Here is a 25,000-nt window from a genome sequence, read left to right as displayed (position 1 = left end):
GCCCTGCATTCCAGGACGGAAATCTCACGGAAAACCAGTCAAATACGACAAGCGAAAATACAAACGCCGCAATCGTATCGAGATCATGTTCGGAAGGCTCAAAGACTTGCGGCGGGTCGCAACCCCCTACGATAGATGCCCGACCGTCTTCTTCTGGCTATGAGTCCTGAACCTAGGGTCATCAACGACATCTCCGAAGTGCCAATGCGCAAAGTCAGGGTTGTTTTGCCAGTCAATCTGATGAGCATTTAGAAAAACGCACGGCCGAGGTGTTTCCAGAAACTCGCAAACCTGACTACTCACATCTCCAACGTAAATATCAGCGGCAGATGTGTACGTCATATCGACACACCGCTCAGATCCGGTGTCGATTAATATTTGAGAATTGCTTCGCCCATTCCAGCTATCCCGAACTGATTACCTGCGCCGCCTGAACATTTTTGTATGCGGCGCAACAATCAAATTAAAATCAAACTGCTCGGAAAACTGCTCCAGCAGAGGCTCAATAAACCGTTTCCAGGATGACAGCCCCCTCGCCTTATGAGCATTGTAAAGCACCGTTGGGCGTTGAATGGAAAAGAACCGTGTTACATCGGGAAAGAGCTTGCAGGTCTCAAGCTTGACTGATCCAATCACTGAATGATTTTCAGGCTTGATCAGCGCGTTTTCCAGCATTCTTTGAGCCGATTTTTGGCCCGACAGAAGAACATGATCAAATGCTTTGACTTCGCTGGTGAAGCCACGCGCGCGATCACCGCAGCCATGTGGAATATAGATCAATTGAGGAGACGAAATGCCAAGTCGCCTCGCGGATGCAACAGTATCCTCAACCGTCACAATGGCATCGTATTGATCTAGCTCCGCAGCATTATCGCGCAGCACCATATCCTTGAACATTCCCAAGATACGGATGGACTGCATCGCAGCAGTCGGCAACGATCGACGAAGTGGCCGATACTCCATTTCAGGAGCTCCCGCCGCGTAACGAACTCTTTCTAGATGATATGGTGTTTCCGGATCGTTGTAAAAGTTTGTAATATTGACTTTGTCAGATTGAGCTAATTCCAGAAGCAATTGCTGCAGCGTGATAACACTGATAAGATTCAGTAATATACAGAAATGCAACGTTCTTCATGTCTAAATATATAGTTTTCTCTCATTTGGTAAGCAAGCACCATTGAATACCATTTCACGAGAAAACGGATTACTGAAACGTACGCTGTCAAATCTTGCATGGCTCCTGGCAGGCAAAGTCGTTGGCGCAGTTCTGAGTCTGATTTATCTGGGACTGGCCGTTCGAACGCTGAAGAGCGAAGGTTTTGGCCAGTTCACACTCGTGTTCAGCACAGCCCAGGCCATCGCTGCGTTCGTCAGTTTTCAGACGTGGCAAATTATTATCCGGTATGGCGTGCGTCATGTAACGGCACAGGATGAAAGCGCCCTTTCGCGCCTTACAGGATTCTGTATCGGCCTTGATGTATCCGGGGGCATCGCCGGATGCCTCATTTCATGGGGCGGGGTTACTCTTTTGGGTCCGCTGCTTGGTTGGTCCCACGCCCTGTCCAATGCCGCACTTGCGTTCTGCTTTGTTATTCTACTGTCAGTCCGGTCCACCGCTGTTGGTCTGCTGCGGCTGCACGACCGTTTCGGTGTAGGAGCCATGGCTGATGCTGTTACCCCGATCGCACGGTTTGTTGGTGCGATTGCCGCAACCTTGTGGCACCCAACGGTGACAGGCTTTCTTATCGCTTGGGCTATCGCTGATATTATTACAGCAATCGCTTACTGGATGTGCGTCATGCGCACCATGCCACGATCTCTTCGCATGAGTGATCTCCGGCAAGGGTGGCAAGCCCCGCGAGAGAACCCGGGGATTTGGCGTTTCACATGGCTTACTAATCTGAATTCAATCATCGGGACAGGCTGCAATAATATCGTATTAATGCTTGTCGGTATTTTTACAGGTGCCACTGACGCAGGCCATTACCGCCTGGCTTACCAGCTGAGTCAGGCACTTGTTCGCATATCAGAAATGTTTTCCCGAGCGGTATTGCCAGAGCTTGCCCGTGCTCATGCCAGTCAGGAAGCTGATAACATAAGGCTATTACTTCGCCGTTCGACCGGTCTCGCAATCGTCGTAACGGTGGTTATAGCGGTAGCTCTTGCGGCCGGCGGGCGTCCGGTTCTGCAGTTAGTGGCCGGACATGCTTATTTAACGGCGTTCCCTCTACTCGTGACCCTTGGCATTGCCGCGTCCCTGGACCTTATAGGCGTAAGCTTTGAACCCGCCCTTATTGCGACTGGCCACGCAGGCCGGGCACTTCAGGTTCGCATTGCTCGAACAGGGGTTTTGTTCGCAACGCTTGCTGTTCTAATGCCGTACCTTGGCACTATGGGCGCCGCCTTGGGCATGGTGGCTTCAGCAATTCTTGGGCTTGGGCTTTCTGCCATTACAACCAGAAAGGCGCTGGCAAAGGCCCAGAAACTCTCTGATACGCTCACCAACAGGCCTTGAACGGAAATCTTACGCAGCCATCTGGTCAGAGCCGGAAAGAGAGAGTAGCACATCCGGTATGGATCGCCGGATCAGGAACTCAGCATATCTATTGGGCTTTTGGCCCTTGGTACTGCTTGCCTTATTGGCACGCCTGACGTTCGGTAGCCTTGTAACGACGTCGTCAGTCGTTGACGATTCCTTAAACCAACTCAAAAAATTAAGCATTTTCTGTACGCCGCAGGACGCGTCGTCCGATCAAGGCACACATCATCATCAGAACAATCAACAGGACGATGCGTTCGTGCTGTCTGATGCTCTGGATCTTTTCCAGCTAACAATCGCTTTCTGCACGCTCATAGCGTTGAGCATGGCGTTCGTTCACTGCGTCTGGATGTTTGCGCCAATTCGCGGGCCACCTAGTCCCGAACGCACCTCTCAATGCCCCCAGGGCCCTCCCGTCTGATCTGAACTGCAAAAGCCACTCGCCTGCAACACGCACGCGGGTTTTCGTGCTGTCTATCCAGGTTCAGACCAATGCCTCACTCTATGTATCGCTCTTCTCACCTGCTTGCAGGCGTGATGACCTGCGCCGTCCTCTGCTTCTCTCCTGCCATATCTGCCCCCCTCCGGCATGAGAGAGGTACGTCTCTCAAAGACAATCGCCGCAAACCTCAATCTCTCCCTAAACAATCCTCACCTCTTACCAAACCAGAAGTTATTACCGTCACGGCAGCCAATCATGCGCCGGCGACAAGCCATCCGGCCGGGCAGACGACTTACAGTTCAGACCGCAGCAATTTTGGTAATCAAGTGGGACAAAGCGTCGCAGACATGGTGGTTACCATTCCAGGCGTCAGTTTCACTCAAGGCAATGGCCCGCGTGATACAGTCGTTTCTGTTCGCGGGTCGGGAGATCGGCAATCCTATGGGCTAAAAAACTTGCAGGTGCTGGAAGACGGCTTTCCCATGACGCAACCAGACGGCACCGCAAGAGCCGATCTGATTGACCCCCATGCTTATCAGGGGGTGGACGTGTTTGAAGGGCCGGCGTCTACCCTTTACGGAAATTATGCGATCAATGGTGCAATCAATTTCCGAACCCGCAAGGGCACGGACATCCACGGGCTGGAATTAGGATCGGATTTCGGCAGCTTTGGTATGTTCAACAACTACGCGACGCTCGGACTTGGTAACCAGCGTTATGACCTTATGGTATTCGCGAGCGATGTCCGTGGAAATGGGTTTATCGCTAACAGTCGCTACAATACGTCAACAGAAAACGTCCGACTTCGGGTCAATCTGACATCTTCAGACCGTCTCATCCTGAAGTTCGTCAACAACGTGACCGACGCGTCCCTACCTGTTCGTCTGTCTTTAAACCAGTATCGCGCAAATCCTTATCAGAATGGGTGTTACAATACATCAAATTCCCGCGCTGGGTGCGCTTCCGTCAACCTGCTGGTTAATGGCCGGTATGGCAGTAAAGTTGCCATGAGTCCCGAGGCTGCTGGTCTGGGTCGCTTTGATCGCCGTACCGTTACAGGACTTCGTTGGGAGCATGATTTTAACGAGCAGACGACTTGGCGCAACCAGTTCACATACGATCAGCGCCACGTAGACCAACCCACTTCACCAACGTCTTTCGTAGGTCCCTACAACTCCTATAACGTCAGCAGCGACGTTACCAATCACGCCCGGATCGGGACCACATCCCTCGATACATTCGGCGGACTGAGTTTTGATTATCTCGACTACGGATATCAGACGTACAACGTCATGCCGTTAGGCGGTGCCACCCGAGGTGCCATGAGTTCTGCTTCCTACGGACATCAGTCAAATATCGGCGCACGTTTCCAGGAAGACTGGCACTTTGCGCCCGGTTGGCATGCTGTTGTTGGACTAGGAGGTACATACTCAGATATCGGTGCCACTGAGACGTTATACGGATATTCAGCATCTGGCATGAACAGCCAATACGTCACCGCCAACCGGTTCTACTTCAATCTCGCGCCTGAAGGTGCTCTGATTTATGATCCGAGCGAACACTGGACTTTCCATACACGCGTTGGCACAGCTTATGGCACACCGTCATCTTCCAATTTCTTCATCACGCCCCAAGGGCAATATGGAAATAATACGCAACTGAAGAGCCAGACGAGTGTCGGAGTTGACCTCGGCGCAGACTGGCACCCTACGGCCACAACACACCTTCAGGTCACGGGATTTTACGAGTTTTACAACAATGAGCTCGTCAATCAGTCTGCAGGCGTCAACGCCGTTGGGGCCTACACATTCAACGCCCCTGCCTCACAGCATCGCGGCATTGTTTTGGGGGCTGATTGGGCGCCTCTTCCCCATACCGTGCCCGGTGGACGGATCTCGCTCAGCTACACTTACGATAATCAGGTCTACACAAACTATACGGAAGTTCTTTCCAGTAGCACTGCCTCAAAGCGTTTCAGCCGGAGTGGAAAATACATCCCGGGCGTCATTCCCAACTTCCTGAATGCCCGCTTCCTTTACGATCAGCCTTCTGGCCCTTTAGAGGGCGTTGGGGGATATGCAGAAGTCACCTGGCGTGATGCCTATTGGCTAGACAATGCCAACCGACTGAAAGCGCCCGGATATGCACTTCTAAATCTGGAGATGCATTACGATCCCCCCGCGCGGATGGGATGGGCGCATCGCCTGCACTGGTATTTCGAAGTACAGAACGTCACGAACCAGACCTATGTGTCAGGCGCCACGAATATCAGCGATCAGCTGCAGGCAAACGGGCAAGAAGCGACGGCAGCCACACTGATGAATAGCACTGGATCGATTTATGCGGGTTCCCCCCGGGCATATTTCGGCGGCGTACGGATAAAACTGTGATGCGCATGAATATAAAACATTATCTGGCTTCCCTTGGCCCAGACCGCCTTACGGTGTGGCGATGGCATTTCTTTGCGGGACTGTTTTGTCTCCCCTTTGTCGCTCTTTTGTGTCTTACAGGAAGTATTTACCTGTTCAAACCACAAATCGAAGGATGGATTGACTGGAAATACGATCATCTTCCAGCAGCAATACCCTCATCGCCTCATGAGGACGTCAATTCTGCTCTGAAAGCTGTGCCCGGTGGCAGTTTTCTCGCATATGAACTTCCTACATCCCCACACAGTGCTGCCCGCATTCTGGTCAATGGTGCCAATGGTGAGGCCGTGCGAGTTTATGTGGAACGGAACCACCATGCCGTCCTGAAAACCGTGCTCGAAGAGGATCGGTTTGAGCGATTGGTTTTCAAACTCCATGGGCAGCTTTTACTGGGCAATCTGGGCTCAGTTATCATGGAGATGGTTGCATCATGGACGATCGTGCTTGTGGTATCGGGCCTCTGGTTATGGTGGCCGAGAAATCAACGCGGCTTGGCTGGCGTGCTCTATCCGCGCCTTCATCAGACCGGGCGGGCACGCTGGAGGGATCTGCATGCTGTGACAGGCGTCTGGGTTTCCATCGTGCTGACACTGTTTCTGATATCGGGCCTTCCCTGGTCTTATGTCTGGGGACATGTCCTTCTTTCTGTCGAGAATACTGTCGGCCACATCACATCAGTGAAAGACTGGGAAATTGGAGCGGTGCCGGCCCAAGAGACGATAGCCGGCCACCCAATGGTCTCACATCATGAAGACATGCCCGGAATGGACATGTCAGAGGATATGCCGTCACAGGTGCACTTGGACGGCCTGAATAAGGTGATCCGAACAGCAGAAAAGCTGTCCCTTGCTGCTCCTGTTCTTATCACGCCCCCGGCTGAACCTGATGATGTCTGGACCATTAGATCCGACGCTCAGAACCGGCCTCTCAGAGAAAGTGTGAAAGTGATGGGAGACGGGCATATTATTGCGAGAGAACCTTTCTCCCACAAGGCAGCCATTGACCGTGTCATAGGATATGGCGTTGCAGCGCATGAGGGGCATCTGTTCGGCTGGGCAAACCAGTTGCTCAACCTTCTGGTCGCCCTCGGCCTCCTGCTGATGAGTTGTGCCGCGACAGTCCTGTGGCTTAAACGTAGGCCCGACGGGGAATTTGGAGCGCCGCCCGTTCTCCCATCGTCTAGAATGGGTCTGATTACGATCGGGGTACTTTGCATCCTTGGCATTCTGTTACCCGAGTTGGGCATATCTCTGATCTGCATCGCAGGGGGTGGAAAGCTTTCGCGTTTGAAAGCATCACGAGGGAGCAGGTAAGAAACGCTTTAAATCTGTCGCAATCTGATGTGCGCTGGAATCAACCGGTATCATTCCGACCAGATGGTTCCGACCGTCCATCAGGTAGAGCAATGAGCTGTGATCAATCAGGTATTCAGGTCCCATGCCAGAATGATGCTGCATCTTTACATGAAAGGCTTCCATAACAGGCTGAAGCTGCTCAGCCGTACCTGTCAGCCCGATGATCCTGGGAGAAAAATTCTCCACGTAATCCTTCACGACTTTCGGGGTATCGCGTGTCGGATCAACGGAGATGAAAATGGGAGTTACAGATTTACCCTGCACGCTGAGCTCATCGAGAGCTGATGAAACTGTTTCAAGCGTCAAGGGGCAGACATCTACACAGTGCGTGTAGCCAAAATAAATCAGGGTATAACGCCCTGCAAAATCTGACTGACTAACGGGGCGCCCTTGCCCATCAATCAATGCGTAAGGGCCGCCAACTGCTGTCGTATGATGTGAGGTCAGGAAGGTCCTGAATGCTGCAGCTCCCACTAGCAACGCGAATGTAATGCTAACAATCAGGACAAGAGCTTTTCTGTCCTGCCGCAAAGGGGCGACAGCTCTCTTGGCAGGATTTTTTTTGCGGGTCGGACGCCGTTTCATGGGGCATTCATAGCAAATGCCAATGCGCTATGCACAACATGTTTGTTACGCGGCAGACCTCGACCTGCCCTCACAGCACGCCTTCGCTCATCATCTCACCGTCCGCACCGATACGAAAATCCGCAGTACCTTCCGTCACGAGCAGTCGGCTATACTCACAGACACCTTCTCCGAGGCATGTTGTCACACGCTTGATACGCATCAGCGCGGATTTCTTGGAAACATCGAGCCATTGAGCGACATCCGGAGACGCGTAAGACAGACCAATGGAAATGTCTGCATGAGCGATCTGGAACTTGAAAATATCCCGAAGGATTGCTGTCGATGTCAGGGAAGCTGCGAGTTCTGGCGTTACGAGGGATGCAAGCCGTCCCGGATAGAAGACTTCTGTCACGCCCAGAGGTCCTTCGTCCGAACGATAGCCGCGCCGGATGAACAATGTCTCGTCATTGACTGACAAAGCCGAGGCAACCTCTTCTGGGGGGCGACGCATCTGATAGTCCAGAAGCGTCATCTCGGGGCTTAGGCCTTTACCAGCCAGAATTTCGAAAAAGGAATGGATGGTTTTCTGGCGTCCTGGACGATGCAAGGCCCCCACAAAAGTCCCACGCCCGTGCTGGCGGACAACAACATCCCTCTCGGCCAGATAGGATAACGCCTGCCGTACGGTGATGCGACTTACGCCGTACATCAGACAAAGCTCAGCCTCGGACGGAAGCCGCTCCATGAAACGGCTGTCCTTGCCAATCAGCCCGGAAATATGATGCCCGACCTGAAGATAAAGCGGCGTCGGGCCATTCGTATCGAGGGCTGACGAGAAGACGGCGTTACGCATAGAGAAAAAATTCCAGAAAACGTTTCACTTTTGGATTGAAGAGCGCATCAAAACCCGATACCAAGACGTCTTATAACAACCTAATACGTCTTTGCCGATTCAGTCACTGTTTTGTGGCCAGTCTGCAGGATTTTCGTGCCTTTCCGGCGTCTCCGCAGTGTTTGAGAGCTTCTTCCATGCGTGCTTCAACCTTCCTGAGTACAGCCCTTATCGGCAACATGTTCTATGTTGCAGCCTACGCTGCTCCTGTTGCAGATACAAAACACGACGGGGAGAAGCGCCATTCTCCAGCCACGCGCAAGACTGTAAAAGCCGCTCCTTCCCGGCCTGAAGTCATCCGGGTGGCGGCAGAGTCCGTTGCTGGTGGCCGTATGGTTCCTCAGAACGGCACGAAATCCCGCAGTGAGATCACGCAGGCCTATATCGCCAAGCAGGCTCCAACTCCCAACGTCTTCAAACTACTCGGTAACTTGCCAGGCGCCAATGTCGCAAGCGCTGACCCCTTTGGCATGGTCAGCGGCAACATGACGATCCGTGGCATGAATAGTGACCAGATCGGCTTCACTGTTGAAGGCGCACCTCTGAACGACATCGGGTCTTACATGGCGTTCCCGACGGAATGGGTAGATTCCGAGAACCTCAATGAAGTGACGATGCAGCAGGGTTCCGCCAATCTGGACTCCCCGGTCATTGGTGCATCTGGTGGGATCGTGACGATGAACCTGATCGATCCGTCGCACAAAATGGGTGCGACGATTGCGGGCTCGTTCGGCTCCTACAATACGCACCGCGAATATGTCCGGCTTCAGAGCGGCGACATTGGCAACACTGGCATGCGGGCTTTCGTGGCCTGGTCTCATCTTGAAGAACCGCACTTCCGCGGCGCCGGTGACGATCACAAGCAGCACATTGATGCAAAACTGGTCAAAGACTGGGTCAATGGAAGCCGCAGCACCGTGGCGCTGACATTCGATGATTCCATGAAGGTTGCTTATCTGAGCCCGTCTTTGGCTGCCTGGCAGCAATATGGGCGTGGTGCCAACTACACCGAAGATTTTTCACCGACCGACACCAAATACTGGAAACTCCATCAGAGCCCATATCGGGTCCTGATCCTGAGTGCGCCGCAGAATATTGTGGTTAATGACAAGCTTGGCTTTGATTTCACCCCATATTTTTACTGGAACTCAGGCACGATCGCCTCAGCATCTCTTCTGTCTGAGAACGCCATTTATTCCGGCACGCAGAAATATAGCATCGACCTCAATGGTAACGGCACCACCAATGACAAGGTGATGATGTATACGCCATTCGGGACGCCTTACGTCTATCGTCCGGGCCTTGTTTCCAAAGTGCATTATACAGTGGGTAAGCACACTCTTGTCTTTGGATACTGGTTTGACTGGTCCAGGCAGCGCATGGTCAATCCCTACAGCGCGGTAGGTGAAAATGGTGGCCCGGCAAACGTCTGGGGATATCTGGGGAATGTGAAGCTGTCCGATGGCACGCGTCTTGCCAGCTATGACAACCTGACCATCACCCGCGTAAATACCTTGTTCTTCGGCGACACGTTCAATGCACTGCACAACCGTTTGCGCGTTGAAGCGGGGATCAAGGAGTCCATGGTAACCCGTATCGGTTACAATTATCTCCCCGGAGCGCAGTATCGCACCAGCATGAACGCGGCAGTTGCAACGCCAAACCTTGGCGCTCGTTATCGCATCGACAATCACAACCAGATCTTCGCGGATGTTGCGACCAATTTCCGTACCCCGACGTTAAATGCGCTTTACAACACGTACAGTGCCTCAACCGGCAAAGTGGCGACGCAGGCGAACCCTGCCCAGAAGACCGAATATTCGATCTCTGAAGAGCTGGGATACCGTTATCAGGGTGATATCCTGAGTGGGTCTATCACTTTCTTCAATTACAACTTCACCAACCGTCAGGTTTCTACGCAGGTTACGATTAACAACGCGCAGATTACCCAAAACATCAATGCGGGCGGCCAAACGTCGCGCGGCGTCGACATCGAACTTGGACTGCGTCCGTGGCATCATCTGCGGCCATATGTTTCGGCGGAATATCTGCACGCGACGATCGATAACAACTATCAGGTCGGATCGGATTACCTGCCAACTGCGGGAAAAACTGCCGTGCGTAGCCCAAATGTGCAGGCTTCCGTCGGGCTGGATTATGATGACGGCACATATTTCGCAGGCTTTGCCGTCAAGTACGTAGGCCGACAGTTCTCAACTTTCATGAATGACCAGGCCATGCCAGGGTATGTCAACGCAGACATGAACTTCGGCTATCGGGCTCCGAAGATCTTCCATACCCACCCGGAAATCAGGCTGAACCTCATGAATGTTGGCGATAACAAGTACCTGTCAGGTGTCGCCGGGGTCGCCGCATCCTCACGCGCAGCACGTGGGATCTATGGCAGCACCATCGCATCGCAGGGTTCACCGACATACTACGTCGCCGGAAGCTTCGCCGCTCTGGTCACGGCCAAGATTGACCTTTGATCTGATGCTTCAAGCCCGTCTGGATCGTTTTTTCGGGCTCACGGCCAGCGGTACAACTGCTGGCCGTGAGGTCATCGCTGGCCTGACAACCTTCGCTGCCATGGTCTACTGTGTCGCAGTCAATCCCATGATCATGGCAGAAGCTGGCATGGACCGCGCAAGCGTCCTGAGTGCCACATGTCTGATTGCAGTCTTCAGCACGACGTTGATGGGCCTTCTAGCAAATCTGCCCCTTGGTGTGGCGCCCGCCATGGGCTCAAACGTCGTCTTTGCAATCATTCTGGTCAAACAGATGGGCGTTCCCTGGCAGGCTGCCCTCGCCCTCGTCTGCCTGACCGGCCTGGTTTTCATGGTCATGAGCCTGACGCGCATCCGCGAGCGTATTGCTCACGACATTCCTGACACCCTTCGGATCGGTATTCAGGTTGCGGTCGGTCTGGTGATTATGTTCATCGGAATGCGCAACTCTGGGTTTGTCGTGCCGAGCCCATCGACGTTCGTCACAATGGGTCCGATTACCAGCCCTAAAGTGCTTATGACACTGGCTGGGTTTATCCTCACGCCTGTCCTTGTTGCCAGACGGGTGCCGGGATCTCTGATCATTTCGATCATTGCGCTAACGATTGTGGGTCTCTTCCTACCCAACGGAAAAGGTGGAACGATCACCACCTGGCCAGCGCATATTTTTGCCCTGCCCCGCTGGCCTCATGAGACAGCGTTTCAGCTTGAGCCGCTCTACCTTCTGCATCACATTTTCTACGTGCTGCCGATGCTGTTCTTTTTCCTGTGCACTGAACTCTTTGGAACGCTTGCCAACCTGCTGGGCGTTGTAACGGCTACAGGAATGGTGTCAGAGAATGGTCGCATTCCGCGGGCCAGAGAGGCGTTTATAACGGACGCAGCAGGCAGTATTCTGGCCCCCATGCTGGGGACGTCCATCGTAACGGTATACTCAGAGTCCATCACAGGGGTGCATGCGGGGGGCCGAACAGGCCTGACGGCATTGGTGATAGCAGGAGGGTTCTTCACCGCACTTTTCCTGTGGCCTCTGTTCATGATCATTCCGCCGCAGGCCACAGCGCCATCGCTTCTTATGGTGGGAATGATGATGTTCCAGGGCGTTCGCCATCTGGACCTTTCAGATCTCAAAGAAAGCGCTCCGGCTGCTTTGACGTTTATCATTGCCCTCCTGACCGGCAACCTCATCAACGGCATGGCCATAGGGACCTTTTCCTACGCGACCATGGCTCTCGCCACAGGCCGGGGCCGAGCCGTTTCACCAGTTGTGTGGGGGCTTTGCGTAATTTTCATCATGTTCTTCGTCGTTTCCGCCCAGATGCACGGCCACCATGGCTGAGAGGATATTTCCCATGTTCCCCAGACTTTGCCTTTCAGCTTTTCTGGCAGGCCTCTCCGCCTTGGCACCTATTCACGCGCACGCTGCATCTGCTCCGAATTACGTCATTATCGACAATGATTTTGCCGGACCGGGCGGAACAAACATCCAGTCGGTCATTCCCCTACTGGGTCAGCCGGATAAAATAACGCTTCTAGGATTTACGGTTGTCGTAGGAGATGGCTGGGAAAACGAGGCCGTTGCCCATCTGTCCCGCTTTCTGGAGGTTGCCTCTGCTCCAGCAGAGCTCCCGGTCGTACCGGGTGCGACCCAACCGTTGGTTAATTCACGTCCACGCCTTTTGGCATGGGAGAAATCCAACGGGAACATGCCATGGAAGGGTGCATGGCGCGGGAATGCTCCTGATCTCCAGCCTCCGGTCAAAGTCCTGAAAGAAGGACAGCCGACCCGTGCTGTCTCCCGGGAAACTGCCGCACTTTTCCTGATTAAACAGGTGCATGAACATCCTCATGAGGTCACAGTCCTTGCGGCTGGCCCCATGACAAACATTGCTCTGGCCATCAAGCTTGATCCTGAATTCGCCTCGCTCTGCCGCCGGCTGGTCTTCATGGGAGCCATCGTGGACGGCAATCTTTCCCAAGTGACAGAGAGCGCCGATTACTACACCGACTTTAACTTCATGTTCGACCCGGAAGCCGCCAGCATCGCGTTGGAAGCTCCCTTCCCGGAAGTCATCTCCGTGGGTTCGGTTGCCAACCCCATTCGTATGACACCAGAAATCCGCGATCGCGCGACCCAGCGTCCGGGACCGCTGTCAGACTACCTGAAGCACTATTTCCACCCACAGCCCATGTGGGACGAACTGGCTGCCGCGATCGCTGTAGATCCCGCTCTGATTACACAAAGCGTGACGGCTTACATGACGGTTGATCTGACGCATGGCCCCAATTACGGGTATGCCCATGTGTGGCCTGACAGCACGCGCCCCCATATTGGTGAGCGCCCCGTCAAGATTGTCACAGCAGTCGATACGCCGCGTTTCATCCAGACGTTTGTCGATGCAGCCAACCGGATGAATACGCATGGTTGATGTAACGGTACCTCTCACCTCACCTGAGTTGCGCAAGCGCGCGGTGGATGCCGCAGCAGGTCGAACTCCATTTGACGTCCTGCTCCAGAATGGCAAAATTGCTGACGTGGCTACTGGAGAACTTCGTGACGCCGATGTCGGATTAGTGGGCCCACTGATTGCCAGCACCCATCCAACTGGCCAACGACACGACGCTCTCAAAATTTTTGATCTCGCAGGCGCGGTTATTGCGCCTGGCCTCATTGACTCTCATATGCACATCGAGAGCTCGATGGTCACGCCCCGGGTCTATGCGCAAACCGTAGTTCCGCAGGGAACAACAACCATTTGCTGGGACCCGCACGAAATCGGGAATGTGAGCGGCCTGGCCGGGGTCAGGTGGGCTATTGAAGCCACCAAAGGCCTGCCTCTGCGCATTCTGGTTGAAGCTCCCTCCTGTGTTCCATCTGCGCCGGGACTGGAACGGTCAGGCGCAGCCTTTGACGCAACCGCCATGACAGAAATGCTGTCCTGGCCCGAAGTGATTGGCGTTGCTGAGGTGATGGACATGCGCGGCGTCATCAATGGCTCATCCCGTATGAGCAGCATCGTCAGTGCCGGCCTTAGCAGTGAAAAATTTGTGTGTGGTCATGCCCGGAACCTCAAGGGCCAGGATCTTCAGGCTTTCATGGCGGCAGGCATTGAGTCAGATCACGAACTGACAAGCAAAGCCGATATCCTGGAAAAGCTCCGATCCGGCATGACGCTGGAACTGCGTGTTTCGCATGAAAATATTTTACCTGAAGCCGTTGCCGCTTTTCAGGAACTGGGCTGCGTTCCTCAAACCGTTACCCTCTGCACAGACGATGTCTTCCCGGATGACCTGTCACGCCGTGGCGGAATGGTCCATCACCTGAAATGCCTTGTGTCTCTGGGGATGCGTCCGCTCGATGTGCTGCGATGCGCCACCCTTAACGCAGCAATGCGTCTTGAACGTAGGGATATCGGCTTGGTGGCAGCTGGGCGCCGCGCTGATCTGGTTATTTTCGACAACCTGTCTGATTTCACGCCGCTAGAAGTGTTCACGTCAGGCGTCCATGCGGCCTCCCACGGAACACTTCTGGCAGATCTTCCTGCCGAACTTCCAGGTCTCCCACTCAAGACCGTGAAGCATTCTTTAGTCACATCTGAAGATTTTCAGGTGCCCGTACCTGACGCTTCCAAAGCCCGCATTCGGACCGTTCGTACTCCACGGACGACCCAGTGGGGAGAACGTGACGTCGATGTGAAAGACGGTCACATCACGCTGCCGCCTGATACTGCGCTGATGGCTGTTTTCAATCGTTACGGAGAAAATAGTGCCCCTGGGCTTGGAGTTCTTGAAGGGTGGGGAGACTGGTCAGCTACAATCGGAACGACCATCCTACATGACAGCCACAACCTCGCAGTTTTCGGTCGAAACCCCGAGGATATGGCGCTTGTGGCCAATACTCTTATAGCCAGTGGCGGCGGTATGGCCGTTGCACGAAATGGCCAAATTGTCGCTCATGTTCCACTTCCCGTCTGCGGCCTACTATCTCCGGAAAAACTGGATGTTGTCAGTCAGCAGTTTGCCGCTGTACGTGATGCAGCTGCGGCAGCGACGACATGGGATGGCCCAACTGCCATGATCAAACTTGTGACAGGCGCATCCCTCGCCTGTAATCCCGGACCGCATGTCACAGATCTGGGCATTACAGATGGCATGACAGGCGAAATCATCACGAACATGGTCATGGAGACCATTTGATGACATTCCCCTCTGAAGTCACAGCCATGCGGCGCGATCTTCACAGCTTTCCTGAAACTGCTTTCCTGGAATACCGCACTGCCTCGATCGTAGCAGCGCGTCTGACAGAACTGGGATATTCTGTCAGAGTAGGTCCCGAAATCATGTGCATGGACAATGTTCGCGGACTGCCCTCGCAAGAGGATGTGCATTCCGCCCAAAGTGCAGCATTGGCGAATGGGGCCGCCCCTTACTGGGTCAAAAAAATGCCAGATGGGCAGACCGCTGTCTGTGGAGAAATCCAGCGTGGTGCAGGTCCCGTTCTGGCTCTTCGCTTCGACATGGATGCCCTCCCCGTTCACGAAAGTGCGTCCGGGAACCATCGTCCTGTTGTGGATGGCTTCGTATCCGAATGCAAAGGGCGGATGCACGCATGTGGACACGATGGCCATACGGCAATTGGCTTGGCCATTGCGGAAAAACTATCTCATCCGGATGCTGAATGGAAAGGAACGCTCAGGCTTATTTTCCAGCCTGCAGAGGAAGGTGGCCGAGGAGCGCAACCTATAGTTTCAAGGGGCCTTCTAGATGATGTAGACATTTTTCTCGCAGCTCATGTCGGCTGTCAGTTACCGAGTGGGCAGATTGCTTTGACAGCAGACGGCTTTCTCTGGGCTGAAAAGTGGAACGTAACCTTCACGGGGCAAGCTGCGCATGCGGCCATGTGTCCGGAAGAAGGTCGTAACGCCCTTCTCGCTGCGGCAATAGCCATTCCCGGTCTCTATGCCCTGCCCCGCGATGGCCAGTCGGACACGCGAATTAACGTGGGGCTTTTGCAGGCCGGCCGAACGCGGAACGTCATTGCGGACCATGCCTATCTCGAGCTTGAATTGCGGGCGTCAACTCATGAAGGTCTTAGCCGCCTTACTGCGAGCGCGAGGCGAACCTTGCAGGGCGCAGCACTGACACAGGGCGTTGAAGCCACAATCGACGTTTACGGGACTGCCATCAGTGCCACCTCTGACCCGGAAATAATGGAACGCTTGCGAGACGCTGTCTGCTTCACCAAAGGCGGCAGTATTGTTCAAAGCTGGCCTATTGGTGGCGGAGATGACGCGACGTTTATGATGCAACGTGTTCAGGACCGGGGCGGCAAGGCTGGATATTGTCTTTTTGGTTCCGATATTGCCGCTCCTCATCATGCCAGCCTGTTTGATTTCGATGAAACCGTTCTGCATACAGCGGTGACGGTGCTTTCTCGATTTGTGGAGCTATCATCTTGAGCACGCTCCCTTTCTGGCAGACTTTTGCTCCTGATGTCGCGCTGACGCCCCCATACACAGATCGCTACAGAGTTCAGGTAGGAAATCGGCACCTCGATCTTCCCCTGCGGGATCTTCCGAGCAAAAAGCAGGCAGTCTCATCGCTGCTGGTGAACCAGACATCCTTCGAAGTCATGGACGTTCTCTGTGGTGAACTGGTGGCTATCGCTCGTTCGCTGCAGCCAGATCTGATTGTAGGCATGCCGACCCTGGGCCTGGGTCTGGCCGCCGCCGTTGCCCGAGGATGCGGGTTGGCGCGATACGTTCCATTAAGCACGTCTCGAAAATTCTGGTATGACGACGCGCTGTCTGCGCCACTTTCGTCCATTACCAGCCCGGATAACGTCAAAAATCTTTATCTGGACCCCAATCTGCTGCCACTTCTAAAGTCAGCACAAAAGACCATCATTGTTGATGACGTGGTCAGCACCGGACAATCACTCGCGGCTGGCATGAATGTTCTTGCTGCGGCGGGAGTTTCCCCCTGTGCAGCTCTTTGTGTCATGACCCAAAGCAATCGCTGGAAAGATCGTTTTTCTTTTCCTGTCTTAAGCTGCTTTTCGTCTCCGCTCTTTGAGCGGGTTCAAGATGGGTGGGTTGAACAGAAATCTGTGTCCTAGGACAGCTTCCGACTAAAAGCCGTTGGATCTGAAGAATTCACTCCAGATCCAAAGGCATTCAATAGTAACTGATCGAACGCAACTCTTCAGCTCAGCGTAGGCTTGCGGGAATTCGCAGCAGCGACAAATTTTCCCCATTCTACCAGCGTCTCTGTGCAGTCCGTCCGATCAAGTTTGCACTCGATCAGGGTCGGGCCACGTGTGTTTTTCTTGGCCTTTTCAATTGCCTCGGCGAGTTCAGCACCAGTCGTGGCATGCAGACCGAGGCCGTACTTTCCGCTTTCTTCACCGGGTACCCCCTGATTGAAGCAGTTGATCAGAGCAGCATAATCCCAGTTCTGGATGTAATTGTACGGACCATCATGGATCTTGATCTCAATGACGTAACCGTAGTTGTTGATAAGGAAAATGATAACCGGAAGCTCATAGCGCACCATCTGCGCGACTTCCTGCGCGGTAAGCTGGAATGAGCCGTCACCCACCATCAGGACATGCTGTCTCTCCGGCGAGCCCATGGCATTTCCGAACATGGACGGGACAGACCACCCGATATGGCCCCACTGCATTTCGGACTCAACCTTGGCCCCTTCAGGCAGGTTCATGCGAATGGCGTTGAACCATGAGTCGCCTGTTTCAGCGAAAAGGGTTGTCTTGCCATCAACAAGTTCGTTGATCTGGCGAGTCATTTCATCGTTCGTCAGTGGCTTGGCCTGATCGGCCACTGGCAGCTTCACAGGCGCGTACCCTGCTGCAAGAGACGCAGGCTTGCTGGAAACACGCTCCGTAAGGGCCGTGACGAATTCCTTCAGGCGGAAGCCTTCGAAGGTTTTCCCTGCAACCGTGACACGATGAGGGTCGACTTCAAGGACACGCTCTCCGCGGACCAGATCGCGCCAACCAACGGAGGAGTAGTCATTCCAGACGGGCGCAAGCGTAATGACGACATCCGCGCTCTTGACCACATCTTCAACACCAGGGCTGCTGACTTCACCCCAGTAAACACCCCGGAACCCCGGATGCGTTTCGGGGAAGAAGCTTTTAGCTGCGGCCATGACGGTGACAGCGCACCCCAGCTTGTCAGCCAGCGCAATCGTTTCGTCCAATGCATCGCTGGCCCGAAGCTTGCTGCCGACCAAAATAACAACCTTGTTGGCCTTCTTCACAAAAGCCGCACTCTCATCGAGAGCTGCGTTCAGACTGTCCGTGTCTGGGGTCAGGTGAGCCAACAGAGACGAGACCGGACCTGGGCGCGCACAAGGAGCATTCGCCACATTACAGGCGATTTCCAGATAAGCCGGCTTCTTCTCACGCAGTGCCGTCCGAATGACATGGTCAATTTTCTCGGGGGCGTTATCAGCGGACGTGATGCTCTCAGCAGCACAGGTGACGTGCTTCACCATCTCCATCTGATAGTTGTAGTCCGTGGTTCCAATCGTGTGATGCAGCACACGTCCTGAACCATGGTCATTGGAGTTTGGCGCGCCAGAGATCAGAATAACCGGCAGGTTTTCGGCATAAGCGCCACCAAGGCCGTTCATGGCCGAGATCGCCCCCACGCTGAACGTGACAATCGCGGCGGCCGCTCCATTGGCGCGGGCGTAGCCTTCTGCAGCAAAGCTACAGTTTAGCTCGTTGCAGTCATAGATCTGCTTCATACCGCCATGCTCAATCAGTTGATCCAGCAAGATCAGATTATCGGACATAGGTCCGAGACATCAAAAAAAGGCCCGCAAAGGTCTCTAAGAGGCGTGTTCGACAGACGCCATGCAAGGACAACGTCTGCTCCCGGAAAGACAGTCTGATCATCTCTGCCACTCTCCGCGATAGCCATTTCAACTCACGCAGGTCTGTAACTATTCTGAGGCTCGCGGCTGACTTGGGGGGGAAGCGGAAGGTCGGCCTTTGGATAGAAAGGCAGAAAAGCAGTCGTTCATCGTACCAGCGCAGTCTTTGAGAGCCCCCGTTTCCGCCTCAAAGAGCGCTAAATTTAACCAGAAACGGCATACATATTCATTCGTCTATAAAAGCGACGAACTTTTCTTTCCAACCATCTTTCCAGCGCGATAAGGCTGGCCGGTTTAGGATCATGTCATTTGCCGCCCAGAGAATTCTCTTTGCATCTATTCCAAGAGTAACTTTATTATCGGGGCACAGAATATAGAAATCACCATGTTTTAGGCGATTAACGAAATACTTGATCAATTCATCGGCTGTCCATGCCCCATCGGGTTTTGGGGTTCCCGCGGGTTTTGAAGCCTCATTCATTAGTGTTCATGTATAACCCGGAACCAAGAGGTGAGCTGTAACCTTGCTCTGTGGAATTTGACGCAATTCATGTGCAAGTTGCTCGGTTGAAACTTTAACGCCGGCCTTGGCAACAGAATATGCTGCATTCCCAGGTGGCGTCGTAATGCCTTCCTTAGACCCCAGATTGATAATCGCCACGTGACTGTCCTGTGCGATCATACGGGGCACGAAAATTGTTTGAGCCGTCAGAACCGAGAAGAAATTAACTTCGAGCTGATGTCTCCATGCCGGTATGTCGCTCCAGGGACCGGCACCCGCCGAGATACCAGCGTTGTTCATCAGTATGGCGATCTCCTCAAAGGCACCATAGGCAGTGTCCCTGAGCCGACAAAGATCTTCATACGATGTGACATCGCCAACAACCACTTCCACTGGACCTGCCAGACTCAGTTCCGCCGACAGGATATCCAGTGCCTTCTGATCGCGGTCAAAGAGACATAATCGCATGCCACACGCTGAAAAATAACGTGCCGCCGCAGCTCCAATTCCAACAGCAGCTCCAGTGATTACTGCCACGCGGCCGGGAGCTAAAAGAGAGGAGAGATCCGTCATTTTCAGAAGCCCATAGTTTTATTGCTGAAAGTATTGCCCATGCGGGCCACGGCACACGACAGGATCATCATCGCAAGACCACCAATCGCGAGCCCACCGGCTACCAGACCTGTCGAGGGCCATCCCAAGCCGGCACTGATGGCCATGCCTCCGGTCCATGCACCAATCGCATTCGATAGGTTAAAAGCCGAGTGGTTCATGGCCGCTGCGAGAGCCTGTGCATCTTGAGCTACGTCCATAAGACGAGCCTGTAGGGCGGGGACGAGTGCAAACCCGACCCCGATCAGAAATAGCGTTACAGCAGCTGATAAAGGATCTGTTGCTGTAAAATAGAAGACACTGAGAAACACGGCATTCCAGACAAGAATGCCGAAAATCGCGGGGATTAGTGCGCGATCCGCAGCCCAGCCACCGACGATATTCCCAACGACCATTCCGAGACCCCACAAAGCGAGATAAAGCGGAACGTGGTGGACCGAAACGTGTGCAGCGTGGGTGAGTGTTGGCGTGATGTAACTGTAGACGGCAAACATGCCCCCGAAGCCAACCGTTGCGACAGCGAGGGTCAGCCAGATTTGCGGACGACGGAAGGCCGACAATTCTTTCATTGGGGATGCATCGGCTTCTGCGTCAATCATGGGAAGGGCCCAGAGCAGCAAGAAGATCAGCAATAGACCACCAGCGCCTACGACCCCGAAGGTCGAACGCCATCCGAAAGCTTGCCCCAGCCAAGTTGCTGCCGGAACGCCAATGAGATTAGCCGCGGCCAGCCCGAGCATCACGTGCCCAATAGCTTGCGCACGTTTTGAGGGAGGCACCATGGCTGCGGCAACGATAGAGGCGGTGCCGTAATAAGCCCCATGCGGTAATCCTGCGAGAAAACGTGCAATCCCGAGCCCAAAGAAACCCGGGACGATCGCCGAAGCGACATTGCCGACAAAGACAATTGCCGCCAACATCATGAGTACCTGTCGCCGTTCCATGCGGGCCGTGAGAACGGCAAGGAGTGGAGAACCCAGTACAACCCCGAGTGCATAAGCGCTGATGAGGTTTCCGGCTTGCGGCACAGAGACATGTGTGGAGGCGGCCATATCGGGCAGCAACCCCATTGACGCAAACTCACCCGTGCCTATGAACAATCCACCGAGGCCCAGTACGATTTGCGCGAACGCCAGCCCGCGGGGCGCTTGCACCACGTTGCGGCCTTTTTCAGCCATAAAAAATTCCGTTCTTATGATGGGCGCATTGTCAGAATTCGGCCAGCCTAACGGGTTTCTTCGACTGAGGCTCTATCATCTTCCGTCAATGACGTGTTCATCTGAGCTCAACACCAGCGTAAGTTATAGAGGAAGGCATGACTCATCTTACCCGTACGGATCTCGGCGACCTCAATTTGGTTCGGGTGATAGCGCGCGCTGGTGGCTTTCGGCGCGCTGCGCTCGAACTGGATATCTCTCCCTCTGCTTTGAGTCATGCCGTGCGAAATCTGGAAGCACGACTTGGTGTAAGACTTTTCAACCGTACAAACCGAAGCGTGACACCGACTGATGCTGGACATGAGCTCATCGCCTCTCTCGTCTCCGGGTTCAGCGTCATCGAAGAGGGACTGGAGGGAATTAACCGTTATCGCGATCGTCCTACCGGACGTCTGCGCCTGAATGTGCTGACTGATGCAGCACGGTTACTCCTGGCACCGTTGCTCGCGAGCTTCATCGTTCAATATCCTGACGTTATGCTCGATATCACCGTACAGGACGAATTTATTGATATTGTTAGCGCGGGTGATGACGCAGGCATTCGTTTTGGTGGTCGCGTGCCAGAAGATATGGTTGCCCAGGCGATTGGTCCGGATTTACGTTGGATCATGATCGCGTCCCCAACCTATCTTGCGACATGTCCTCCCCTGACGCATCCAACTGATCTTGCGTTTCATCGCTGTATCGGTCTGCGTACGGGTACCGGTGCTCTTGAGCGTTGGGAGCTAGAGCATGGTGAAGAGATGAGGACTGTGCATGTCGATTGGGCGGTTATCGTTAACGAAACCGCTCTCGCGATTGAGTTGGCTGAACGAGGCGCTGGTATTACGTATTGTCAGGAGCAGCGTGTCGCCCGTCAACTTGAGGTGGGGGAGCTGTGTGAGGTTTTGCCAGAGTGGGCATCATTCGGACCAGCATTCCACATCTATTATCCCAGCGGACGTCATGTACCTAAAGCGTTGCGTGCGCTTATTGATTATCTACGTTCCCAAACACAATAGATTTTATCATTACATCTCGAGGGAGTCCATTCGAAAGACAAAACCACGCATTCTTTTAGGCGGACGACTTACATAATAAAGGCTTCATACATCTGCACCGGTGAAATCCATGCAGTTTACGCCCAAACCTGACAAGGATGCATTGCCACTGCGAGAAGGACGGATCGATCTGGCAATTGGCGTCCGAGGCGCGGCGGCGCCTGTTCCAAGATACGTTCATAGGTGTGGCACCACGCTACGCCGCATGCCATCATGCCGTAGGACATTCAGGGACTTGTTGACGATGTCCGTAGTCGGAAAGGCACTCTATGGGTTTGAACATCCACTATGAGGCGGAAGCGGACCTGCTGCTCTCGCCTCATTTTGGACGCTTGAAGCTACAGAGTGCTTTTCCGAAAGCAGACATCGTTAACAAGCCAGAAACTCTCGACATACTGCCCGGACGGTATCGCGAAACCAGCGATGTGCAGGATCAGCATCCATTCTGGGATGCCACATGACGGAGATGGCGATTCCAGGTGTTTTTACAGGAAGCTGGAACAGTCTCAGGTTCGCCCCCCTTGCAAAATCATCAGTGAGGTTCGCGAGACATGATCGCGGGACATTTGTGACCAGATCTGATTGTCTGGCGATTTCCAACGCATCCGGAAATCCAGGCACAACGACCGACACGGTACGTTGGTACCCCAGTTGCTCGAGTGCATCATCAACCGGTCCCCTGAATGTCCCGCGTCGTGAGGCCACGACATGACAGCAAGCGGCGTAGCGCGCCACGCTGATATCTCCGTTTACGAAAAGAGAATGGCCGATACGTGCTACGCCGACGAACGTATCCCGAAACAGGAGCCGACTTCGGATCTCTGGCGCAGACGCACCCCGGACGCCGATCTCGAGATCGATCCTTCCTTCTCGCAGTGGTAACGCATTTTTGTCAGGCTTGGGTGCAAACTGCAGGCGAACCCGTGGCGCCTTCTTCATGATGGCAGTTACAAGAGGCGTTGCAGCAACATTCAGAAAGCCTTCATTGGCGCGAAGGGTGAATGTCCTATCCAGCGCTTTCAGGTCCAATTCCCCATGCCGAGGGCGTAGGACGTCCTGCACGTCATGAGTCAGGACACGAACGCGCTCGCGGATATCTACTGCATAGGGCGTGGGCACGAGATGCCGCCCCGCCCGCACCAGTAACGGATCGCCGGTGGTCGAGCGCAGCCGTGTCAGGGTGCGACTCATGGCGGACGGACTGAGCACGAGCCGGCGGGCCGCGCCAGTCACGCTGGCCTCGTCGAGCAGCACATCGAGCGCTGTCAGAAGGTTGAGATCCAAGTTTTCCATGCACTGAGCCTATCGACAATGACCGGCGACAGATAGCGTCGCATGCAATGATACTTTGATCTTCATGCGTCTGGCGCCTGCTCTGGTTCCGCACCTATTTTCGATGACGTGAAAACAGGCATGTCCGTCGGGATGGCAGCCTGTGGAAAGGAACCATTCCATGAAGTTGATCGGTATCGAAGAGCATTTCCTGACCAGCGAAGTAAAGGACGCCTGGTCTGCCATCGGTCTTGAAGCCACTGATCCAAGCGTTGCGTTCCATGGGGGACCGCTTGAGAAGCGCCTAGCTGATCTTGCCGAAGAGCGGCTGTCACTCATGGACGAAACAGGGCTGGACGTTCAGGTGCTTTCGCTCACCACACCGTCATTGCACGACCTCGGACCAGACAGCGTCGATCTGGCGCGCCGGGTGAACGATGCCGTGGCGGAGGCGGTCGCCCGCCATCCAGACCGCTTTCAGGCGCTGGCGACGTTGCCCGTGGCGAGCCCTGACGAAGCGGCCTTGGAACTTGAACGCTGCGTCAGGACACTTGGCTTCAAGGGCACGATGCTGTGCGGACGCGTGGGCCATCGCAACCTAGACCACGCCGATCTGCTGCCGATCTTCCAGAGCGCTGCAGTATTGAAAGCGCCAATCCTTCTTCACCCTAGAGTACCGGAAAGGGCCGTCCGGGATGCCTATTATTCCGGGTTCAGCCCGCAGGTAGACGCCGCGTTTTCCTGTTTCGGCCTCGGCTGGCATTATGACGCCGGCATCCAGTTTCTGCGTCTTGTGCTGGCGGGCCATTTCGACCGTTTTCCGAACCTACAGGTTATTTTGGGCCACTGGGGCGAACTGGTTCTGTTCTACGCCGAGCGTATCGCCAACATGGATCGCGTTTCCGGACTGAAGCAGTCCATGACAACGTATTTCCGGCGCAACCTGTCTGTCACGGCGAGCGGCATCTACCTGCCACATTATCTGGAACAGGCGGCACGGATCGTCGGCTATGACCGGCTGCTGTTCTCCGCCGACTACCCGTATCAATACCGCGCCGGCTACGACGCACGACGTTTTCTCGAAAACTGCGGTTTGGACCAGGCCGCGACGCAGGGCTTCGCGCACGGAAACTGGGAGCGGCTCACAGAAGAGCTACCGCAGTCGCTCTAAATAATTGACGTGTCTGACACTGACATGGCAGCAATCGCCTATCCAAGTCGTATCAAGGATCGCCATAGCGTTCCAGAAGCGGTCATGGACCGCCTGCCATCAAGCTACCCGAAGGAGGAAAGTAATCGACATTATGTGTCTCCCTAGATATCCGAAAGGTGGGACACTTCAGAAGCTTGGATAATTGCCGTGCGTCCCTGGGAGACCTGATGAAAATTCTTGCGATATCCGGCAGTGGGAGGCGCGCCTCAACTAATAGCGCCATTTTGCGGGCAATGTCCTCAATTGTGCGAGCAGACCATCAAGTGACTGTTTTTGATCGTATTGGCGATCTTCCGATTTTTTCTCCAGATCTCGAATCTTTTCCACTGCCGAAAGCCGTTCAGGAATTGGTACGTCTTGTCGGACAGAACGATGGATTGATTATAGCGAGTCCCGAATACGTCAAAGCAATACCAAGCGGCCTAAAGAATGCAATTGACTGATTAGATCACGTTGACAAAAGGCCTATACGGTCTGCCTGAGATCTGATTCACTTTGTATCTGTAGGACA

General features: G+C 54.2%; 21 protein-coding genes and 1 pseudogene. 14 read left to right on the top strand and 8 right to left on the bottom strand.

What is annotated here, in order from left to right; all coding sequences use genetic code 11:
• A pseudogene (locus tag HK24_RS06150) lies at positions 1–163 on the top strand (IS5/IS1182 family transposase); the annotation flags it as partial.
• A 254-nt stretch (positions 164–417) separates the two neighbouring features.
• Here the strand turns inward: HK24_RS06150 and HK24_RS06145 are convergent.
• A complete protein-coding gene (locus tag HK24_RS06145; RefSeq protein ID WP_233126143.1) occupies positions 418–1,125 on the bottom strand; it encodes a hypothetical protein in 708 nt (235 codons plus the stop codon).
• A 52-nt stretch (positions 1,126–1,177) separates the two neighbouring features.
• On the opposite strand from HK24_RS06145, the gene HK24_RS06140 reads away from it, so the two are divergent.
• The 3 genes from HK24_RS06140 to HK24_RS06125 all read left to right on the top strand — a co-directional run bounded on the left by HK24_RS06140 (position 1,178) and on the right by HK24_RS06125 (position 6,723).
• Positions 1,178–2,515, top strand: coding sequence for a lipopolysaccharide biosynthesis protein (locus HK24_RS06140; protein WP_233126142.1), 1,338 nt, complete (start codon positions 1,178–1,180; stop codon positions 2,513–2,515).
• Positions 2,516–3,031: 516 nt separating this feature from the next.
• Positions 3,032–5,371, top strand: a complete 2,340-nt coding sequence (locus HK24_RS06130; protein ID WP_198942073.1) for a TonB-dependent receptor domain-containing protein — start codon at positions 3,032–3,034, stop codon at positions 5,369–5,371.
• 5 nt (positions 5,372–5,376) lie between these two features.
• Entirely contained in the window at positions 5,377–6,723 is a 1,347-nt protein-coding gene (locus HK24_RS06125; RefSeq protein ID WP_158092990.1) for a PepSY domain-containing protein, read from the top strand.
• Here HK24_RS06125 and HK24_RS06120 read toward each other — a convergent pair.
• Complete coding sequence (locus HK24_RS06120) at positions 6,706–7,350, bottom strand: SCO family protein (RefSeq protein ID WP_086633730.1); 645 nt, start codon at positions 7,348–7,350, stop codon at positions 6,706–6,708. The genes HK24_RS06125 and HK24_RS06120 overlap by 18 nt on opposite strands.
• Positions 7,351–7,420: 70 nt before the next feature.
• Positions 7,421–8,185 carry a GntR family transcriptional regulator gene (locus HK24_RS06115; protein WP_086633729.1) on the bottom strand — a complete coding sequence of 255 codons (765 nt, stop codon included), beginning with the start codon at positions 8,183–8,185 and terminating at the stop codon, positions 7,421–7,423.
• A 176-nt stretch (positions 8,186–8,361) separates the two neighbouring features.
• On the opposite strand from HK24_RS06115, the gene HK24_RS06110 reads away from it, so the two are divergent.
• From HK24_RS06110 to HK24_RS06085, 6 genes are read left to right on the top strand one after another with little or no spacing between them, the layout of a single operon-like run.
• Entirely contained in the window at positions 8,362–10,713 is a 2,352-nt protein-coding gene (locus tag HK24_RS06110) for a TonB-dependent receptor (RefSeq protein WP_086633728.1), read from the top strand.
• A 4-nt stretch (positions 10,714–10,717) separates the two neighbouring features.
• On the top strand, positions 10,718–12,070 hold the full coding sequence (locus HK24_RS06105; RefSeq protein ID WP_086633735.1) for an NCS2 family permease: 1,353 nt from the start codon (positions 10,718–10,720) through the stop codon (positions 12,068–12,070).
• Between the two features lie 13 nt (positions 12,071–12,083).
• On the top strand, positions 12,084–13,160 hold the full coding sequence (locus tag HK24_RS06100; protein WP_086633727.1) for a nucleoside hydrolase: 1,077 nt from the start codon (positions 12,084–12,086) through the stop codon (positions 13,158–13,160).
• Positions 13,153–14,928, top strand: a complete 1,776-nt coding sequence (locus tag HK24_RS06095; RefSeq protein ID WP_086633726.1) for an adenine deaminase — start codon at positions 13,153–13,155, stop codon at positions 14,926–14,928. Before HK24_RS06100 ends, HK24_RS06095 begins: the two co-directional genes overlap by 8 nt.
• Entirely contained in the window at positions 14,928–16,190 is a 1,263-nt protein-coding gene (locus tag HK24_RS06090) for an amidohydrolase (RefSeq protein ID WP_086633725.1), read from the top strand. Before HK24_RS06095 ends, HK24_RS06090 begins: the two co-directional genes overlap by 1 nt.
• Positions 16,187–16,849, top strand: coding sequence for a phosphoribosyltransferase (locus HK24_RS06085; RefSeq protein ID WP_086633724.1), 663 nt, complete (start codon positions 16,187–16,189; stop codon positions 16,847–16,849). Before HK24_RS06090 ends, HK24_RS06085 begins: the two co-directional genes overlap by 4 nt.
• A gap of 86 nt (positions 16,850–16,935) precedes the next feature.
• Here HK24_RS06085 and HK24_RS06080 read toward each other — a convergent pair whose 3' ends face one another.
• The 4 genes from HK24_RS06080 to HK24_RS06065 form a co-directional block, all read right to left on the bottom strand.
• Complete coding sequence (locus tag HK24_RS06080; protein WP_233126141.1) at positions 16,936–18,552, bottom strand: alpha-keto acid decarboxylase family protein; 1,617 nt, start codon at positions 18,550–18,552, stop codon at positions 16,936–16,938.
• Positions 18,553–18,859: 307 nt separating this feature from the next.
• Complete coding sequence (locus HK24_RS13825) at positions 18,860–19,114, bottom strand: hypothetical protein (RefSeq protein ID WP_233126140.1); 255 nt, start codon at positions 19,112–19,114, stop codon at positions 18,860–18,862.
• 6 nt (positions 19,115–19,120) lie between these two features.
• Complete coding sequence (locus tag HK24_RS06070) at positions 19,121–19,708, bottom strand: SDR family oxidoreductase (RefSeq protein ID WP_233126139.1); 588 nt, start codon at positions 19,706–19,708, stop codon at positions 19,121–19,123.
• A gap of 2 nt (positions 19,709–19,710) precedes the next feature.
• A complete protein-coding gene (locus tag HK24_RS06065; protein WP_086633723.1) occupies positions 19,711–20,925 on the bottom strand; it encodes an MFS transporter in 1,215 nt (404 codons plus the stop codon).
• A gap of 137 nt (positions 20,926–21,062) precedes the next feature.
• Between HK24_RS06065 and HK24_RS06060 the strand changes: the two genes are divergently transcribed.
• Entirely contained in the window at positions 21,063–21,965 is a 903-nt protein-coding gene (locus HK24_RS06060) for a LysR family transcriptional regulator (RefSeq protein ID WP_086633722.1), read from the top strand.
• Positions 21,966–22,373: 408 nt separating this feature from the next.
• Here the strand turns inward: HK24_RS06060 and HK24_RS06055 are convergent, their stop codons facing one another.
• A complete protein-coding gene (locus HK24_RS06055; RefSeq protein WP_086633721.1) occupies positions 22,374–23,297 on the bottom strand; it encodes a LysR family transcriptional regulator in 924 nt (307 codons plus the stop codon).
• 160 nt (positions 23,298–23,457) lie between these two features.
• On the opposite strand from HK24_RS06055, the gene HK24_RS06050 reads away from it, so the two are divergent.
• The 3 genes from HK24_RS06050 to HK24_RS06045 all read left to right on the top strand — a co-directional run bounded on the left by HK24_RS06050 (position 23,458) and on the right by HK24_RS06045 (position 24,932).
• Positions 23,458–24,447: an amidohydrolase family protein gene (locus HK24_RS06050; protein WP_086633720.1), complete on the top strand. Its 990-nt coding sequence runs from the start codon at positions 23,458–23,460 to the stop codon at positions 24,445–24,447.
• Between the two features lie 24 nt (positions 24,448–24,471).
• On the top strand, positions 24,472–24,594 hold the full coding sequence (locus tag HK24_RS13965) for a hypothetical protein (RefSeq protein WP_255376436.1): 123 nt from the start codon (positions 24,472–24,474) through the stop codon (positions 24,592–24,594).
• A gap of 62 nt (positions 24,595–24,656) precedes the next feature.
• Complete coding sequence (locus HK24_RS06045; RefSeq protein WP_086633733.1) at positions 24,657–24,932, top strand: NADPH-dependent FMN reductase; 276 nt, start codon at positions 24,657–24,659, stop codon at positions 24,930–24,932.
• The last annotated feature ends 68 nt before the right edge of the window (positions 24,933–25,000 follow it).

The organism is Gluconobacter sp. DsW_058, from assembly GCF_002153615.1.
Taxonomy (GTDB): Bacteria; Pseudomonadota; Alphaproteobacteria; order Acetobacterales; family Acetobacteraceae; genus Gluconobacter; species Gluconobacter cerinus.
This window is presented reverse-complemented; position numbering and strand designations above follow the sequence as displayed.